The sequence below is a fragment of the Blastococcus sp. SYSU D00813 genome, from assembly GCF_054050735.1.
The window spans coordinates 13,899-30,789 of sequence record NZ_JBJGZX010000013.1 but is presented as its reverse complement, the minus strand read 5'-3'; the positions used below and the strand labels follow the sequence as shown (position 1 = coordinate 30,789).

At 77.6% G+C, this 16,891-nt stretch carries 14 protein-coding genes; 8 read left to right on the top strand and 6 right to left on the bottom strand.

Annotation, left to right across the window (positions count from 1 at the left end):
* Window positions 1-24 precede the first annotated feature (24 nt).
* Window positions 25-819: a methyltransferase domain-containing protein gene (locus tag ACI8AX_RS11370; protein WP_456549918.1), complete on the bottom strand. Its 795-nt coding sequence runs from the start codon at window positions 817-819 to the stop codon at window positions 25-27.
* A gap of 151 nt (window positions 820-970) precedes the next feature.
* Window positions 971-2,491, bottom strand: a complete 1,521-nt coding sequence (locus tag ACI8AX_RS11365) for a glycerol-3-phosphate dehydrogenase/oxidase (protein WP_456549917.1) — start codon at window positions 2,489-2,491, stop codon at window positions 971-973.
* Between the two features lie 15 nt (window positions 2,492-2,506).
* Between ACI8AX_RS11365 and ACI8AX_RS11360 the strand changes: the two genes are divergently transcribed.
* A complete protein-coding gene (locus ACI8AX_RS11360; protein ID WP_456549916.1) occupies window positions 2,507-4,201 on the top strand; it encodes an FAD-binding oxidoreductase in 1,695 nt (564 codons plus the stop codon).
* Between the two features lie 95 nt (window positions 4,202-4,296).
* Here ACI8AX_RS11360 and ACI8AX_RS11355 read toward each other — a convergent pair whose 3' ends face one another.
* Window positions 4,297-5,742 (bottom strand): FAD-binding oxidoreductase, encoded by a 1,446-nt coding sequence (locus ACI8AX_RS11355; protein WP_456549915.1) that lies wholly within the window; start codon window positions 5,740-5,742, stop codon window positions 4,297-4,299.
* 164 nt (window positions 5,743-5,906) lie between these two features.
* Between ACI8AX_RS11355 and ACI8AX_RS11350 the strand changes: the two genes are divergently transcribed.
* Window positions 5,907-9,308, top strand: a complete 3,402-nt coding sequence (locus ACI8AX_RS11350) for a BTAD domain-containing putative transcriptional regulator (protein WP_456549914.1) — start codon at window positions 5,907-5,909, stop codon at window positions 9,306-9,308.
* On the opposite strand, the gene ACI8AX_RS11345 is transcribed toward ACI8AX_RS11350, so the two are convergent.
* Entirely contained in the window at window positions 9,305-10,072 is a 768-nt protein-coding gene (locus ACI8AX_RS11345; RefSeq protein WP_456549913.1) for an SDR family oxidoreductase, read from the bottom strand. The genes ACI8AX_RS11350 and ACI8AX_RS11345 overlap by 4 nt on opposite strands.
* 95 nt (window positions 10,073-10,167) lie before the next feature.
* Here ACI8AX_RS11345 and ACI8AX_RS11340 point away from each other — a divergent pair, with 95 nt between their 5' ends.
* Together ACI8AX_RS11340 and ACI8AX_RS11335 are read left to right on the top strand one after the other, a co-directional pair.
* Window positions 10,168-11,451: an arginine deiminase gene (locus ACI8AX_RS11340; protein WP_456550004.1), complete on the top strand. Its 1,284-nt coding sequence runs from the start codon at window positions 10,168-10,170 to the stop codon at window positions 11,449-11,451.
* Between the two features lie 118 nt (window positions 11,452-11,569).
* Complete coding sequence (locus ACI8AX_RS11335; RefSeq protein WP_456549912.1) at window positions 11,570-12,472, top strand: hypothetical protein; 903 nt, start codon at window positions 11,570-11,572, stop codon at window positions 12,470-12,472.
* Window positions 12,473-12,538: 66 nt separating this feature from the next.
* On the opposite strand, the gene ACI8AX_RS11330 is transcribed toward ACI8AX_RS11335, so the two are convergent.
* Window positions 12,539-13,198, bottom strand: coding sequence for a hypothetical protein (locus ACI8AX_RS11330; RefSeq protein WP_456549911.1), 660 nt, complete (start codon window positions 13,196-13,198; stop codon window positions 12,539-12,541).
* 98 nt (window positions 13,199-13,296) lie between these two features.
* Here ACI8AX_RS11330 and ACI8AX_RS11325 point away from each other — a divergent pair, with 98 nt between their 5' ends.
* From ACI8AX_RS11325 to ACI8AX_RS11315, 3 genes are read left to right on the top strand one after another with little or no spacing between them, the layout of a single operon-like run.
* Window positions 13,297-13,641 carry an ArsR/SmtB family transcription factor gene (locus tag ACI8AX_RS11325; protein ID WP_456549910.1) on the top strand — a complete coding sequence of 115 codons (345 nt, stop codon included), beginning with the start codon at window positions 13,297-13,299 and terminating at the stop codon, window positions 13,639-13,641.
* A complete protein-coding gene (locus tag ACI8AX_RS11320) occupies window positions 13,638-14,081 on the top strand; it encodes an SRPBCC family protein (RefSeq protein ID WP_456549909.1) in 444 nt (147 codons plus the stop codon). Before ACI8AX_RS11325 ends, ACI8AX_RS11320 begins: the two co-directional genes overlap by 4 nt.
* Entirely contained in the window at window positions 14,078-14,674 is a 597-nt protein-coding gene (locus ACI8AX_RS11315) for a maleylpyruvate isomerase family mycothiol-dependent enzyme (RefSeq protein WP_456549908.1), read from the top strand. Before ACI8AX_RS11320 ends, ACI8AX_RS11315 begins: the two co-directional genes overlap by 4 nt.
* 19 nt (window positions 14,675-14,693) lie before the next feature.
* On the opposite strand, the gene ACI8AX_RS11310 is transcribed toward ACI8AX_RS11315, so the two are convergent.
* A complete protein-coding gene (locus ACI8AX_RS11310) occupies window positions 14,694-15,632 on the bottom strand; it encodes a DUF5926 family protein (protein ID WP_456549907.1) in 939 nt (312 codons plus the stop codon).
* 44 nt (window positions 15,633-15,676) lie between these two features.
* Here ACI8AX_RS11310 and ACI8AX_RS11305 point away from each other — a divergent pair, with 44 nt between their 5' ends.
* Entirely contained in the window at window positions 15,677-16,873 is a 1,197-nt protein-coding gene (locus tag ACI8AX_RS11305) for a cytochrome P450 (protein ID WP_456549906.1), read from the top strand.
* The last annotated feature ends 18 nt before the right edge of the window (window positions 16,874-16,891 follow it).

Here is a 16,891-nt window from a genome sequence, read left to right as displayed (position 1 = left end):
GACGAGTGTGCAGATCTCGCGGGATCAGACGCGGATGAGCAGCTCCCCGTGCAGCATGCCCAGCCAGCCGTCGTCGGCCGCGGCCCAGCGCCGCCACGCCGCGGCGACCTCCTGCAGCTCCTCGCGGGTGGCCAGCCGGTAGGCCACCGCCTGCTCGGCGAAGGCCGACGCCGTGGCCCGGCCGGCCCACGAGGTGCCCCACCACTCGCGCTCGGCGGGGGTCGCGTAGCACCAGGACGACGTCGTGGCGACGACGTCGCGCAGCCCCGCCGCGTGCGCCCACGACAGCAGCCGGCGACCGGCGTCGGGCTCGGCGTCGTTGGCCCGGGCCACGCGCCGGTACAGGTCCAGCCAGCGGTCGAGCCCCTCGTCCAGCGGGAACCACGTCGTGGCGGAGTAGTCGACGTCCCGGACCGCGACGATCCCGCCCGGCCGGCAGACCCGCGCCAGCTCGCGCAGCGCCGCGACCGGGTCGGTCAGGTGCTGGAGCACCTGGTGGGCGTGGACGACGTCGTAGGACGCGTCGGCCGCCTCGAGCGCGTAGGCGTCACCGACGGCGAAGGTGACGGCGACGCCCTCCCGCGCGGCCAGCTCGCGGGCCTCGTCCAGCGGGTCGGCGGAGACATCCAGGCCGACGACGCGCCCGGGCGCCACCCGCCGGGCCAGGTCGACGGTGATCGTGCCGGGCCCGCACCCCACGTCGAGCAGGTCGAAGCCGGGTCGCAGGTGCGGGAGCAGGTAGCCGGCGGAGTTCTCCGCGGTGCGCCACCGGTGCGACTGCAGGACCGGCTCGGCGTGCCCGTGCGTGTAGGTGTCCATGCCGCCGATCATGGACCCGGCATCCCACAGAACGGAACAGCCTTCCCACACGATGAGACGCCGCCGTCCTCCCTCGCCACAGCGCGTCCTCCCTCACGGTGTGCGGTGAGGGAGGAGGCGCCATGATCAGGACACCTGATCGTGGCCGCGGTCACTCGGCGAGGACGGCCTCGGCGGCGGCGACCGCGCGCGCCCGGTCGGCGGGCACCAGGCCGATGCGGGTACGCCGGTCCAGCAGGTCGGCGACGGTGCGCGCCCCCTCCGCGCGGACGGCGAAGCGCAGCTCCCCCACCGTCTCCGGGCGGCCCTCCACCACCGGCTCGGCCCCCAGCGCCGCGACCGCCGGCGCCTCCGTGCCGTACCGCGCGACCAGCCGGGCCGGGGCCTCGACCCGGACCAGCGCCGGCCGGGGCGCGGCCCCCAGCAGCGGCAGTCGCGCCGTGACCGACCGACGGGCGCCGCGCCCCAGCCGCCCGGCGACCGCGTCCACCGTCTCCTCGGCCATCGCCCGGTAGGTGGTCAGCTTCCCGCCGACGACCGTGAGCACGTCCCCCTCCCACGAGAGGAGGTGCTTGCGGGAGAGGTCGGCGGTCGCGTCGCCCGGCCCGGCGCCCGCCGAGGCCGGCAGGACCAGCGGCCGCAGCCCGGCGTAGGAGCCGACGACGTCGTCACGGGTCAGCGGCTCGGCGAGCACGCGGTTGACCGTCTCCAGCAGCTGCGCCACCTCGGCGTCGGAGGGTTCCGGGTCGTCGTCCGGTACCGGCCCGGCCACCGGCTCGTCGGTCAGGCCGAGGTACACCAGCCCGTCCGGCTGCGGCAGCGCGAAGACGTAGCGGGAGCGCGACCCGGGCAGCGGCACCGTCAGCGCCGCGGACGGCGAGCCCAGCCGCTCCGCGCGCACGACCAGGTGCGACCCCCGCGAGGGCACCAGGCGGACGCCGGGCGCCAGCCGCTGCGCCCACACCCCTGCCGCGTTGACCACGACACCGGCGCGCAGCTCGAACGGCGCCCCGTCGTCCGGCGTCACGTGCACGGTCCGGCCGGACACCCCGGTCACCGCCGCACCGGTCACCACCCGCGCGCCGAGCGCGGCCGCCGTCCGGGCCAGGCCGACGACGAGCCGGGCGTCGTCGGCCAGCTGCCCGTCCCAGAAGACGACGCCGCCGCGACCGGCGCGCACCGCCGGCGTCGCGCGCGCCACCTCCGCCGGGCCGACCCGGGCGGTGGACGGCAGCGACCGCCGCCCGCCCGGCACGGACACGCGCACCGCGTCGCCCAGGCGGCCACCGGCCCCGGCCAGGGCCGTGACGTCCCGTCCGGCGACGTCGGGCACCAGGAACGGCAGCGGCCGGACCAGGTGCGGGGCGGTCGCGCCCATGAGGACGGCGCGCTCGCGGGCCGACTCCCGGGCCAGGCCGATCTCGCCGTGCGCGAGGTAGCGCAGGCCCCCGTGGACCAGCTTGGACGACCAGCGGCTGGTGCCGGAGGCGAGGTCGGCCCGCTCCAGCAGGGCCACCGACAGGCCCCGCGCGGCGGCGTCCAGGGCCACCCCGGCGCCGGTCACGCCGCCGCCGACGACGACCACGTCGACCGCTCCGCCGGCGAGGACCTGCAGGTCAGCGGCGCGCCGGGCGGCGGTCAGCGCGCCGGGGACGAGGGCGTTCCGGGGCACCGGCAGACTGTAGCCGTGCCCGAGCAGCCGGAACTGACGATCCAGGGATGGGGCCCGGGGGGCTCCCGCGTCGCCACCGTCGAGGCCGGCCCCGGAGAGGCGGCGGAGGGCTCGCTCGAGCTCGCCCGCGACCCGGACCTGCCCCGCGCGGCCCGCCGGCACCTCGCCCGCGAGCTGAGCTGGACGCCGCGGCCGACGCCGGGGGTCCGGGTGGCCGACATCCGGCTCGCGCCCAGCCGGCTGCCCGAGGCCGCGCGCGCGGCGCTGGTCGCGCTGCTCGGCGAGGAGAACGTGGCCACCGACCGGGAGTCGCGGCTGCGCCGCACGGGCGGGAAGAGCTACCTGGACCTGCTGCGCCGGCGCGAGGGCGACGCCTCCGACGCGCCCGACGCCGTCCTCACCCCCGGCGACACCGCCGAGACCGCGGCGGTGCTGGCGGCGTGCGCGGAGCACGGCGTGGTCGTCGTCCCGTTCGGGGGCGGCACCAGCGTGGTCGGCGGCCTGTCCGGGATGGACCCCGACGACCGCCCCGCGGTCGCGCTCGACCTGCGCCGGATGGCCTCGATCGCCGAGGTCGACGTCCCCTCCTCGCTGGTGACCGTCGGTCCCGGCATGCGCGGGCCGGCGCTGGAGGAGGCGCTCGCGCCGCAGGGCCTGACGCTCGGCCACCTGCCGCAGAGCTGGGAGTTCGCCACCCTCGGCGGTTACGCCGCGACCCGCTCCGCCGGGCAAGCCTCGACGGGCGTCGGCCGGTTCGACGACCTCGTGGCCGGGCTGACCCTGGCCACGCCGACCGGCGTGCTGGAGCTGGGGCACCCGCCGGCCAGCGCCGCCGGCCCCGACCTGCTCGGCCTGGCGCTCGGCTCCGAGGGGGCGCTGGGGGTGATCACCGAGCTGCGGCTGCGGGTGCGCCCGAAGCCGCGGGCCACGCGGTACGAGGGCTGGTCGTTCCGCAGCTGGGCGGCGGGTCTCGCGGGGCTCCAGCGGCTGGCGCGCCACGACCTGCTGCCCGACGTCGTCCGGCTCTCCGACCCCGACGAGACGCGGGCCAACCTGCTCATGGCCTCCGGGACCGGCGCCCGCGCGCTCCGCACCACGCTGCGGGCCCGCCGGCACGGCGAGGGCTGCCTGCTCGTGGTCGGGTGGGAGGGGCTGCCCTCGCTGGTGCGCGCCCGCCGGAGGGCGGCGGCGTCGGTGCTGCGCGAGGGCGGCGCCATCCGGGTCGGCCGGCAGGTCGGCGAGTCGTGGCGGAAGCACCGGTTCGAGGCGCCCTACCTGCGCGACCGGCTGATGGACTCGGGGCTGCTGGTCGAGACCCTCGAGACGGCGGCGACCTGGGCCGCGCTGCCCACGGTGTACGACTCGGTGCGGCGGGCCCTGGGCCGGTCGCTGACCCGGGGCGGGCGCCGTCCGCTGGTCATGAGCCACGTGTCGCACGGCTACCCGACCGGCGCCTCGCTGTACGTCACGGTGCTCGCCGACCGGGACGACGACCTGCCGATCCAGCAGTGGCTGGCCGCCAAGCGCGCGGCCACCGACGCGCTGCTGGCCGCCGGGGGCACGCTGACCCACCACCACGCCGTCGGCGCCGACCACCGCCCCTGGCTGGAGCGCGAGGTCGGGCCGCTCGGCGTGGAGGTGCTGCGGGCGGTCAAGCAGCGGCTGGACCCCACGGGCATCTGCAACCCCGGCGTCCTGCTGCCCGACTAGGACCTGCTTCCCGGCCGCCTCTCGGCACCCGCCGGTCGGCCCCCTCCCGGGGCCCGCCCCGAGCGTGCGAGGGGTGGGGAGGAGGGGGTCCTTCGTCAGCGGGCGCGGGCACGGAGCGCGTGGCCGTGGGAGAACACGTCGTCCGGGTCGACCGCCCGCTTGACCGCGAGCAGCCGCTCGGCGTCGGCCGGGTCGTAGGCCGCGAGGACCTCCTCGGGCCCGGAGACGTCGCCCAGGAAGTTGACCATGCAGCCCGGCGCGGCCCACGGCCGCAGCGCCTCGAGAACGCCCCGGCCCACCTGCGGCAGCACCTCGGCGAGCTCCGGCACCATCGGGCCGAGCACCAGCACCGACCACGCGCCGGACCGCCCCGCGACGGCGTTCGGGACGGCGGCCGGCCGCGACAGCGCCCCACCGAGCTGGCGGATCTCGGCCATCACCAGCGGCACGGGCACGTCGGGCCCGGCGGCGGCGAGGAAGGCGTCGACCGTCTCCTCGGTGAGCTCGGCGAGCAGCATGCCCTTCTCCCAGCCGGGCATCGGGTCGCGCGGGTCCATGTGGACGGCGTCCATCTCGGTGGTGAGCAGCGGGGTGATCGCGCCCAGGACGATCCGGCCGGCCGCCTTCATCGGCTCGACCAGGCGCTCGCCCTCGGCCGGGTCGTCGCCGGAGTAGGCGTAGCGCAGGTGCACCACCGTCTGGCCCTGCAGCGGCGGCGGGAGGTCGGGCAGCGGGGGCAGCCGCAGCACGGCGACCGAGCTGGCCACGGTCTCGGGCAGGGTCGGCGCCCACTCCCGGTAGGCGTGCAGGACGGCGGCGGCGTCCTCGGCGGCGAAGAAGATGCCGCCGCCGACGACCGAGCGCACCGGTACCAGCCCGATCTCGATGGCGGTGACGACGCCGAAGGCGCCCTTGCCGCCGCGGACCGCCCAGAAGAGCTCCGGCTCGGTGGTCGCGTCGACGCGGCGCAGCGCCCCGTCGGCGGTGACGATCTCGACGGCCTGCACGTGGTCAGCGGCGAAGCCGAACCGCCGGCCGAGCGAGCCGTGCCCGCCGCCGAGGGTGTAGCCGACGACGCCGACGTCCGACGACGACCCGCACAGGCCGGTCAGCCCGTGCTCGGCGGCGGCCTCCAGCACGGTCGACCAGCGGACGCCGGCCTGCACGCGGGCGGTGCGGCGCTGCGGGTCGACGACGACGCCCTGCATGCGGCGGGTCGTGATCATCACCGCGCCGGCGGCGTTGCGCACGGGGCCGTGACCGGTGGCCTGGACGGCGACCGGCAGGTCGTGGGCGACGGCGAACCGCACCGCCGCGACGACGTCCGCGGCGCAGGTCGCGCCGACGGCGAGGGCCGGCGTGTGCTGGACGGCGACGTTCCACGCGGCGACCTCGGCGGCCAGCCCGTCGTCCCCGGCGGCGTAGACGGGGCCGTGCACGCGGGCGCGCAGCCCGTCGACGTCGGCGGCGGGGAGCGCCGGGGCCAGGGTGGCGAGCGCGGTCTCGTCGAGCAGGGACTGGGGGTCCTGGGTCAGACTCATGGGAGGGGTCCTCGGGGGCGTCGGGAACTGGGGCCGGCGCAGACCCTCGCGGGCCCGCCTTGACCGGCACTTGGCCCGGACTTGACCCCGACTTGGACGCGACTTGGGCCTCCCGCGCGCGGAAGCCTCCCGATCCGGGCGCGCGCCTGCGAGTATCCCGCGTCGTGCACTACCGCGTCCTCGGACCGCTCGAGGTCACGGCTCCCGACGGTCGGCCGCTGGACGTCGGCGGCGCCAAGCCCCGCGCGCTCCTCACCCTGCTGCTCTCCGAGCCCGGCCGGGCCGTCGGCCTCGACCGGATCATCGCCACGCTCTGGGGCGACGAGCCGCCGCCGACCGTCACCGGCACGCTGCAGGCCTACGTGTCGCACCTGCGCCGCGTGCTCGAGCCCAACCGCGGGCCGCGCAAGCCCCCCGAGGTGCTGCTCACCCGCGCGCCGGGCTACCTGATCCAGGTCGGCGCCGACGAGCTGGACAGCCTGCGCTTCGCGCACCTGGTCGAGGAGGGCGACCGCGCCGTCGAGGCCGGGGACGCCGTCCGCGGGGGGACGCTGCTCGACCAGGCGCTCGAGCTGTGGCGGGGCGAGCCGCTGGCCGAGCTCGGCGACCAGCCCTCGGCCGCCACCGACCGGCTGCGGCTGACCGAGCTGTACGTGCGCGCCCGCGAGCGCCGCTGCGACGCGCTGCTCGCGTCGGGCCGGCCCGAGGCGGCGGTGCCCGACCTGCAGCGCCTGGTCGCCGAGCACCCGCTGCGCGAGCGGCTGTGGGCGCGCCTGGTCACCGCCCTGTACGCCGCCGACCGGCAGGCCGACGCCCTCGACGCGCTGCGCCGCTGCGCCGAGCTGCTGCGCGAGGAGCTGGGCATCGACCCCGGCCCGGAGCTGCGCGACCTCGAGCAGGCGGTGCTGCGGCAGGACCCCAGGCTCACCGAGCGGGTGCCGCGACCCCAGCTCGCCGTCGTCCCGTCCCCCGCGGCCGCCGCGCCGCTGCCGCTGCCCGGCGCGGAGTCGCTGGTCGGGCGCGCCATCGAGCTGGCGCAGCTGCGGGTCGCGCTGGACCTGGCCGCCGGCGGGCGGCCCGCCGTCGTCGTCGTGGGCGGCGAGGCCGGGATCGGCAAGACCCGGCTGGCCGAGGCGGCCGCCGAGGTGGCCCGGTCGGCCGGCTGGGCCGTCGCCTGGAGCCGGTGCGCCGACGACGCCGGCGCCCCCGCGCTGTGGCCGTGGACCCAGGTGCTCGAGGCGCTGGGGCAGGAGCGGCTGGCCCCGATGGCCGAGGAGGACCCCGACGCCGCCCGGTTCCGGCTGTTCGAGGACCTGCGCACCCGCCTGTCGGCCGCCGCGTCCCGGCAGCCGCTGCTCGTCGTCCTCGACGACCTGCAGGGCGCCGACACCACGTCGGTGCAGCTGCTGTCGCTGGTGGCCCGGCACCTGCCGCGGCTGGCGCTGCTGGTGCTGGTCACCGTCCGCGACGTCGGCGAGGAGCTGCCCGCGCCGGTCGCCGACTGCCTGGCCCGCCTGGGCCGCGAGCCGGTGGCCAGCCGGCTGCGGCTCGAGGGGCTGGACACCGACGAGGTGGCGGCGCTGCTGGCGGCGCAGCTGGGGTCGGCCGGGGACGCCGCGCTGGCCGAGACGGTGCACGACCGCACCGCCGGCAACCCGTTCTTCGTCGTCGAGCTGACCCGCTGGATGGCCGGCGCCCAGGACCTCGACCGGGTGCCGGTGCCGCCCTCGGTCGGCGCGGTGCTGCGGACGCGGCTCGAGCGCCTGCCGCAGGGCACCCGTGGCGTCCTGGAGCTCGCCGCCCTCGCCGGCCGGGAGGTGACCCTGGACCTGCTGGAGGCGGCGGGCACCCCCGCCGACGAGGCGCTGGACGCGCTGGACTCCGCGATGGCGCTGGGCCTGGTCGTGCAGGGCGAGAGCGCGTGGAGCTGGCGCTTCGCCCACGCCCTGGTGCAGGAGGTGCTCGCCGGCGACCTCGGCGTGCTGCGCCGGGCGCGGCTGCACGCCCGGCTCGGCGCCGCGCTGGAGCAGCGGCTGGCCGGCGGCGCCCGCGAGGACACGCTGCTGGAGCGGCTGGCGCACCACTTCGTCGAGGCCGTGCCGGTGGCCGGGCCCGGGCCGGCGCGCCGCTGGTCGACGGCGGCGGCCGAGGCGGCCCGCGCCCGGCTGGCCCACGGCGAGGCGGCGGCGCACACCCGGCGCGCGCTGGGCCTCATCGACCCGGCCGAGCCCGACGCGGCGCGCACCCGGCACGACCTGCTCACCGCCCTCGGCGACGACCTGCTGCGCAGCGGCGAGCGGACCGAGGCCCGCGAGGTGGTGGCCGAGGCGATCGCCGTCGCCCGCGAGCTGGGCGACCGGCGGTGCCTGCTGGAGGCGGCGTCGGTGTGGGGCTCGCCCACGCTGTGGAACTGGCGGCCGCACGGCGTCGTCGACCACGAGATGGTCGCGCTGCTGGAGGACCTGCTCGAGCACCGCGACGAGTTGGGTGGGCTGGGGGACGGCACGGCCTCCGACGCCGACCGCGACCGGCTGGCCGCCCGGCTGCTGGGCACCCTCGGCGTCGAACTGGCGTTCAGCGAGGACCTGCAGCGCGGCCCGCGCTACGCCGAGCAGGCCGTCGAGCTGGCCCGCGGGGTGGGCGACCCGGAGCTGCTCGGGCGGGCGCTGAACAACTTCTCCCTGGCGGTGTGGGGCCGGCCGGGGGCGGCGGAGCAGCGGCTGGCGGCCACCGACGAGGCGCTCGCGCTCGCCGGGCGCGGGCTGCCCCGGCGCACGGAGTTCTTCGCCCGCCTGCACCGGGCCGCGATCCGGCTGCACCTGGCCGACCGGCGCGGCTTCGAGGACGACCTGGACGCCGCCCGCCGGCTGTCGATCTCGCTGTCGGGCCCGGAGGTCCGTCCGCACGTGCTGTGGCAGCAGGCCGGCGCGGCGTGGCTGCGCGGCGACGCCGTCCGCGCCGAGGAGCTGACCACCGAGGCGTACGAGCTGTACCGGCGGGTCACCCCGCACGCGCGGCACGCCTTCGCCGCCCACCAGTTCACGCTGCGCCGGGGTGACGCCCGGCTGCCCGAGGCGATCGACCTGCTGGTCGAGACCGGCGACGAGGGCAACCCGCTGCTGCAGCTGATGGCCGTGCTGGCCGCGGCGGAGTCCGGGGACCTGACCGAGGCGCGCCGGCTGCGCCGCCGCTGGGGCCGGACGCAGGTGCGCGACTGGGCCAGCGACGTCGCGGTGCTGCTGGAGGCCGAGACGGCGCTGCTGCTCGGCGACGAGCCGGAGGTCGAGGTCGCCGTCGTGCAGCTGCTGCCGTTCCGCGGCCGGCAGGCGGTGCTCGGGACGCCGTCGTTCAGCCTCGGCGCCTACGACGAGCTGCTGGGCCGCGTCGCCGAGCACCAGGGCGACACCGTCGCCGCCCGCGAGTGGTGGCAGGCCGCCCGGCGGCAGGGTCAGGCCGTCGGCTCCCCGCACCAGGTCGCGCTCGCCGAGGCGCACCTGGCGCGGGTGCCGGAGTCGGCGGCCCGGCGCCCGGCCCGCCGTCGCCGCCCGGCCGCCGAGTCGGCCTAGAGCGTGGTGGCCCGGCCGCCGTCCACGGGGATGACGGCGCCGGTCACGTACGCGCCGGCCCGGCTGGAGAGGTAGACGACGACGCCGGCCATGTCGTCGGGCCGGCCGATGCGCTTGAGCGGGGCGGAGGCGGCGATCTCGTCGCCGTGCGCGGCCAGCGTGGCGGCCATCATCTTCGACTCGAACGGCCCCGGGGCCACGGCGTTGACCGTGATCCCGCGCGGGCCGAGCTCCTTGGCCAGCACCCGGGTCAGCTGGTGGACGCCGGCCTTGCTCGCCGAGTACGAGTAGGTGGGCAGCGCGGGCACGTGCAGGCCGTCGATGCTGCCGACGTTGACCACCCGCGCCGGGTCGTCGGGGGTGGCCGCGGCCTCGAGCAGCGGCGTGAACGCGCGGGTGAGGAAGAACGGCGCCTTGAGGTTCAGGTCGAGCACCTTGTCCCACGCGGAGGCGGGGAACTCCTCGTAGGGCGCTCCCCAGGTGGCGCCGGCGTTGTTGACCAGCACGTGCAGCCGGTCGGTGCGCCGGCCGACCTCCTCGGCCAGCCGCCGGCACTCGGCCTCGGTGGACACGTCGGCCGGGATGGACTCCACCTGCCCGAACTGCGCCAGCTCGGCGGCCGCCGCCTCGCCGGCGTCGGCCTTGCGCGAGCTGATGAAGACCGAGGCGCCGGCCTGCAGCAGCCCGCGGGCCATCATCATCCCGATGCCGCGGGTGCCGCCGGTGACGACGGCGACCTTCCCGGTCAGGTCGAACAGGTCCACGCCGTACCTCCGCATCCCCGGGGGGACCTCGGTGTCCCCCGGCCGGACGACGCTACCGAGCGCCCGCGGCGCGCCGGTGACAGCCTCGGGAGGTGATGGAGGACCCGACCGCCCCCGACCCCTCGCAGACCCGCGGTGGGCCCCTGCGGCGGGGCCTGGGCGTGACCAGCGAGGTCGGCCCGCTGCGCACCGTCCTGCTGCACCGGCCCGGCGCCGAGCTGCGCCGGCTGACCCCGCGCAACAACGACGAGCTGCTGTTCGACGGCGTCCCCTGGCTGGCGCGGGCGCAGGAGGAGCACGACGCCTTCGCCGCCGAGCTGACCGCGCGCGGCGTGGAGGTGCTGTACGTCGACCGGCTGCTGGCCGAGGTGCTCGACCTGCCCGCGGCGCGGGCGGAGCTGGTCGACGCGGCCGTCGACGACCCGCGGCTGGGGGCGACGCTGCGCCGCACCGCGGCCGCGCACCTGTCGGACCTGCCGGCCACCGAGCTGGCGGCGACGCTGATCGCCGGGCTCGCGCACGACGAGCTGCCCGGCGCGCGCGGCCTGGGCTGGGAGCTGATGGGGCGGGGCGGGTTCGTCGTCCCGCCGCTGCCGAACCTGCTGTTCACGCGGGACTCGTCGGTGTGGGTCGGCGGTCAGGTGGCGGTCACCTCGCTGGCCATGCCGGCCCGGCGGCGGGAGACGACGATCACCGGCGCGCTGTACGCCCACCACCCGCGCTTCGCCGGCGTCGACCGGCTCTACGACCCGTCGCTGGAGCACCTCGAGGGCGGCGACGTCCTGCTGCTGGCACCCGGGGTGGTCGCCGTCGGCGTCGGCGAGCGGACGACGGCGGGTGGGGCCGAGCGGCTGGCCCGCCGGGTGTTCGCCCGCGGGCTGGCGCACACGGTGCTGGCCGTCCCGATCACGCAGCAGCGGGCGACGATGCACCTGGACACGATCGCCACGATGGTCGACGCCGACACGATGGTCATGTACCCCGCGGTGGCCGACACGCTGGTGGCCTGGACCGTCACCGCCGACGAGCCGGGGCGGGGTGAGGCCGGGGGCATCGACGCCGACACCACCGACCTCGCCGTCCGCGGGCCGGAGCCGTTCCTGACCGCCGCCGCCCGCGCGATGGGCATCGACCGGCTGCGGGTCATCGACACGGGGCTCGACCCGGTCACCGCCGAGCGGGAGCAGTGGGACGACGGCAACAACACCCTGGCGCTGGCGCCGCGGCTGGCCGTGGCCTACGAGCGGAACACCGTCACCAACGCCGCGCTGGAGGCGGCGGGGGTCGAGGTGGTCCGGATAGCAGGGGCGGAGCTGGGCAGCGGACGCGGCGGACCGCGGTGCATGTCCTGCCCGGTGGCGCGGGATCCGATCACCTGACCCGGACCGCTCCGTCACGGTGCGTGGCGGCGCGCAGTAATGGCGAACCGGCGCGTGACCTCCGCCTCTGCCGCTCGTAGGACAGCGCGCCAACCGGTGCCGACTCCTCGGGGGAACCGTGTCCCGCAAGTCCCGTCTGCTGCTCGCACCCGCCGCAGCGCTCGCCCTCCTCGTCGTCGCGCCGGGCACGGCCGCCGCGGACCCGTCGCTGCCCGGCCCCCTGGGCGGCGCGCTGGAGGAGCTCACCCGCCCGTTGACCGAGCTGGCCCCGAGCGGGTCCACCGAGCCGGGGACGACCCCGGCACAGCCGCCCACCGGTTCGCAGCCGGCGCTCCCCGGGCCCCTCGCCGAGCTCTCCGGCGCGATCCCCGGCGCCGGCGCGATCCCCGGGACCGGTGGCGGGACCGGCACCGACGGCGGCACCGGGACCGGCGGCGGCACCGGTGCCGACCAGCCGCCTGCCGGACCGGCGGCGGCCCCCGAGGACGACGGGCCCGCCCCCAACCCGGTCGCCGGCCTCTGCGACCAGCTCCGCGACGGGCTGGGCGCGCTGAACCCCCAGCTGGCCACCGGGTTCGACCAGCTCTGCGAGGCGGCCGAGGCCGACCCCACCGCGGCGATCCAGGACCTGCTGGAGCAGCTTCTGGCAGCGCTGCCGACGAGCCTCGAGGAGGGCTGCGACTCGCTCATCGGCCTGATCGAGCAGGGCGGCGCGGCCCTGGGCGTGGACGCGGCGCCGCTGGTCGGCCTGGTCGAGCAGCTGTGCGCGCTGATCCCAGGCCCGGCGCCGGAGCAGCCCCGGCCCGAGCAGCCGCAGCACCCGCAGCCGGCGCACCCCGTCGTCCACCCGCAGCAGCAGCCGCAGCCGGCCGTCGTCCCGGTCGCCGGCGGCGGTCCGACCGGCGGGGGCGGCCAGCTCGCCTACACCGGCGTGGACCCCGAGCCCTACCTGTTCGGCGGGGTGGCCGCGCTGGGCCTGGGCGCCGGGCTGCAGGTCCTGGGCCGCCGCCGCGAGGCCTGAGGCGCGAGCGCTCCGCTGCGCTCCGTCAGTGCCCGGCGGGGGTGGGCACTGGCGGAGCCGACCGGCTCAGGACCCGAGCAGGACCACCGGGACGGCGACGAGCGCCCCGAGGACGGCGAGCCGCACGACCAGCCGGCCGAGGGTCAGCCAGCCACCCGGGAGGGGCCGGCGGAACGTGCGGCCCGGGGGCGGCGCACCCAGCAGCGGGGCGAGCCAGCGCAGCGTCCGCGTCGCGTTCTCCCGCTCCGAGTCCAGCGTCGAGGACCACAGGCCCAGCAGCAGCCACAGCCCGTAGACGACGAGGAACGGCAGCAGGATCAGGCCGATCACCGCGCTGACCGGGTCGTCGCCCAGGTTCCAGGTGCCCGTGTCGCCGCCGCCGTCGTGGCTGGCGCTCGACCGGCCGGTCAGCCGGTACAGCCGGTCGCCGTGCCACAGGTGCAGGCCCCGCCCACTGCGCGAGGAGGCGGCGCTGTGGAACTCACCCGGCCAGCCCTCGGCGACCACGCGCTCGGCACGGAACAGCGGCGTCCGCACGAGCTGCAGCCGGCCGCCGGCCATGCGCAGGACCACCCGCCGGCGGCCGATGCCCAGCGGCGTGAAGCGCCGCACCCAGCGCAGTGGCGGCGACACCGCCTCGGGCCCCTCGTACGGCGGGAGTGACTCGCGGAGTCGCGCCTCCAGGCGTCGCTGCGCGCGCGGGGAGAGCTCCTGCTGCTGTGCCACGGCGCGGCAACGTAGAGCACCCGCCCCGACGCCGGAAGCACCTCGCGCGCGCCTGAGTTCAAGTGGCGCCTTGGGAAAGCATGTGCTTGAATACCGACATGCCGGCGGCCGTGGACGACGAGCAGCTCGACGCGATGTTCGCCGCGCTCGCCGACCGCACCCGCCGCGGCATCGTGGCCCGCCTGAGCCAGGGGGAGGCCACGGTCTCCGAGCTCGCCGCCCCGTACCCGATGACCGTCCAGGCCGTGTCGCAGCACATCGGGGTGCTCGAGCGGTGCGGCCTGGTCAGCCGCGGCCGGCACCGGCAGACCCGCCCCGTGCGGCTCGAGCCGCAGGCTCTGGAGGCGGCCGTGTCGTGGATCGAGGAGAGCCGACGCACCTGGGCCGAGCGGATGGACCGCCTGGAGACGCACCTGACCCGCCTGCAGGACGGCCGGCCGTGACCGCCGCCGACGAGCTCACCTACCGGCGCGTGTTCCGCGCGCCGCGCGAGCTGGTGTGGCGGTGCCTGACCGAGCCCGCGGAGCTCGCGCGGTTCTGGGGCCCCAGCGGCGTGACCACCCCGCTCGACGGCATCGTCGTCGAGCTCCGCCCCGGTGGCCGGTTCGAGACCCTGATGGTCGGGGACGCCGGCAGCCACCGGATGGTCGCCACCTTCACCCAGGTCGTCCCGCCCGAACGCCTCGCCTGGGTCGAGACGGCCAGCGGGGTGCACACCACCGGCACCCTCACCGACCTCGGCGCCGACGGCACCGAGGTCGTCATCCACCAGCGGCGCGTGCCCGAGGCGATGCGCACACCGGAGGCCCGCGCCGGCTTCGTCACGTCCCTCGACGAGCTCGAGCACCACCTCGCCCGCCTGATCCGGGAGGAACGACCGTGACCGATCCGCAGCCCTGGGTGGCCCCCACCTACCACGGCCTGGCCGACCTGCTGGCCTCCGCGCCGGACACGACCTGGGACGCCCCGTCGCTGTGCGCCGGGTGGCGGGTCCGGCACGTGGTCGCGCACGTGTCGATGCCGGTGCGGCTGACGCCCGAGCGGTTCGGCGCGGAGATGGCCGCGGCCGGCGGGGACTTCGGCGTCCTGTCGGACACCGTGGCCGCGCGCGACGCCGTCCGGCCGCCGGCCGACCACCTGGCCGCGCTCCGCTCTCCGCAGCTGCACGCCTGGCAGCCCCCGGGCGGCGGCGCGGCGGGCGCGGTACACCACGCCGTCGTCCACTCCCTCGACGTCACCGTGGCGCTGGGCCAGCCCCCGGTCGCGCCGGGGGAGGCCCTGGCCGCCGTCCTCGACCAGCTGGCCGCCTCGGGCGGCGCCTGGTTCGGCGTCGACCCCACCGGCGTCCGGCTCACCGCGACCGACACCGGCTGGAGCTCCGGCGAGGGCGCCGAGGTGCGGGCCGGCAGCGGCGAGCTCGTGGCGCTGCTCGCCGGGCGCACCCTGCCCGACGGCCGGGCGCTGCCCCGCCGCTGAGCGGCGGGGCAGCCCGGGCTCAGCGCAGGGTGATCTGCCGCGAGAGCAGCCCGGCGCGGGCGCGGCGCTCGTCGGCGGTCAGCGGGTCGGTCACCGTCAGGGCCTGCTCGAGCCGGGCCTGGAAGTCGGTCGCCGGATCGGTCCAGTCGTCGGCGAGGGCGTCGGCCGGGAGGTCCCAGACGGGGACGACGAGGCCGTGCGCGCGGAACGCCCCGGCGTAGCGGGTGCCCTCCCCCAGCAGGATCTGCTCGGAGGCCGACAGCCGGGCCAGCGCGTCGAGCAGCTGCTCCTCCGGCTCCGGGCGCACCCAGCGCAGGTGCGCCCGCTCGCCGCTGGGCCGCACCCAGTAGGCCGCGCCGAGGCCGGGCAGCCGCACCGTGGGCAGCACCGCCTGGTTGGCCTGCTCCAGCCCGGCCTGCGCGGCCGGCGAGGGGTCGGAGCCCTCCAGCCAGAAGCCGAAGTCCTCGTGCACCGTGACCTCCAGCGGTGCGGTGAGGTCGAGCAGCTCCTGCAGCCGCGGCCCGGCCGAGCCGGCGGCGCCCACCGGGCCCGGGTCCACCGGCGCGCCCTTCGGTGCCTCGAGCGCGGCGGCGAGCGCGGTCCCCAGGTCGCGGCTGACGTCGTCGGACGACGTCGGCAGCTGGACGCCCAGCAGGATCTCCCCGTTCGCGCGCACCAGCGCCGGCGCACCGCCGGGCAGCACGCTGGCCAGCGTGACGTCGCGGCCGTCGGCGGTCTTCAGCGGCGCCGTCGCCGAGGGCACCAGCTCGCGCAGCGCCACCCAGTCCGGCTCGCCGGGCAGGCCCTCGAACGGGCGGGACACCGGCGGGGCGTAGCCGGAACCGTGGCAGTGCTTGTACCGGCGGCCGGAACCGCAGGGGCACGGCGCCTTCGGGTTGACGCCACCCTCGGCGGCGGGCGCGGAGCTGGGCTTGCGGCGGGTCGCGGAGCGGGCCATGGGGACAAGGCTATGCGGCCGCCGCTGGTCCTTAGGCTCCGGTCGTGACCCCCCTCGACCTCGCCGACCCCTCCGTCGTCGCCGACCCCTACCCGGCCTTCGCCGCGGCCCGGGCGCAGGCGCCGGTGCAGTGGCACGAGGGCCTGGGGCTGTGGCTGGCCTTCACCCACGCCGAGTCCAACGCCGTCCTGCGCGACCGGCGGCTGGGCCGCATCTGGCGCGACCGGGAGCCCGGGGAGCGGTTCGAGGCGTTCAACCTCATCCACCGCAACGCGATCCTGGAGATGGAGCCGCCCGACCACACCCGGCTGCGCCGGCTGATCAGCACCGCGTTCGCGCGCGGGCACGTGGAGCGGCTGCGGCCGTGGGTGCAGGAGCTGGCCCGCGAGCTGGTCGACGGGCTGGTCGAGCGGTCGGCCGGCAGCGAGCCCGTCGACGTCCTGTCGGGCATGGCCGAGGAGCTGCCGGTCGCGGTGATCGCCGAGCTGCTCGGCGTGCCGCACGCCGACCGGCCGCTGCTGCGGCCGTGGTCCAACGCCATCGTGAAGATGTACGAGTACGGGCGGACGACGGCCGTGGAGGACGCCGCCGAACGGGCCGCCGCCGAGTTCGTCGCCTACCTGCGCGAGCTGGCCGCCGCGCGCCGCCGCTCCCCCGGCGAGGACCTGCTCTCCCACCTGGTGTCGGTGCGCGACACCGACGACGACCGGCTGACCGAGGACGAGCTGGTCACCACCTGCATCCTGCTGCTCAACGCCGGCCACGAGGCCACGGTGAACGTGTCGGGCAACGGCCTGCTGGCCCTGCTGGAGCACCCCGGCCAGCTGGCCCGGCTGCGCGAGGACCCCGGCCTGCTGCCGACGGCGATCGAGGAGCTGATGCGCTTCGACTCGCCGCTGCAGCTCTTCGAGCGCACCGCCACCGAGGACGTCGGGGTCGGCGGGGTGACCGTCGCCCGCGGGCAGAAGGTCGCCGCCCTGCTCGGCAGCGCCAACCGCGACCCCGCGGTGTTCGGCGACCCCGACACCCTCGACGTCGGCCGCACCGACAACCCGCACATCTCCTTCGGCGCCGGCGTCCACTTCTGCATCGGGGCGCCGCTGGCCCGCGTCGAGCTGCAGGCCTCCTTCGGCGCGCTGCTGGAGCGCACCTCCCGCCTGGAGCTCGGCCGCCCGGCCCGGCGCCGGCCGGAGTTCGTCATCCGCGGCCTCGCCGACCTGCCCGTCGTCCTCGCGCCGTAGCGGCCGGGGCACCCGGAC

Bases quoted from the DNA above. Each gene is read 5' to 3' on its own strand.
- ACI8AX_RS11310 (WP_456549907.1), bottom strand. From the start codon at position 15,632: ATGGCCCGCTCCGCGACCCGCCGCAAGCCCAGCTCCGCGCCCGCCGCC.
- ACI8AX_RS11370 (WP_456549918.1), bottom strand. From the start codon at position 819: ATGGACACCTACACGCACGGGCACGCCGAGCCGGTCCTGCAGTCGCAC.
- ACI8AX_RS11325 (WP_456549910.1), top strand. From the start codon at position 13,297: ATGCCGGCGGCCGTGGACGACGAGCAGCTCGACGCGATGTTCGCCGCG.
- ACI8AX_RS11355 (WP_456549915.1), bottom strand. From the start codon at position 5,742: ATGAGTCTGACCCAGGACCCCCAGTCCCTGCTCGACGAGACCGCGCTC.
- ACI8AX_RS11340 (WP_456550004.1), top strand. From the start codon at position 10,168: ATGGAGGACCCGACCGCCCCCGACCCCTCGCAGACCCGCGGTGGGCCC.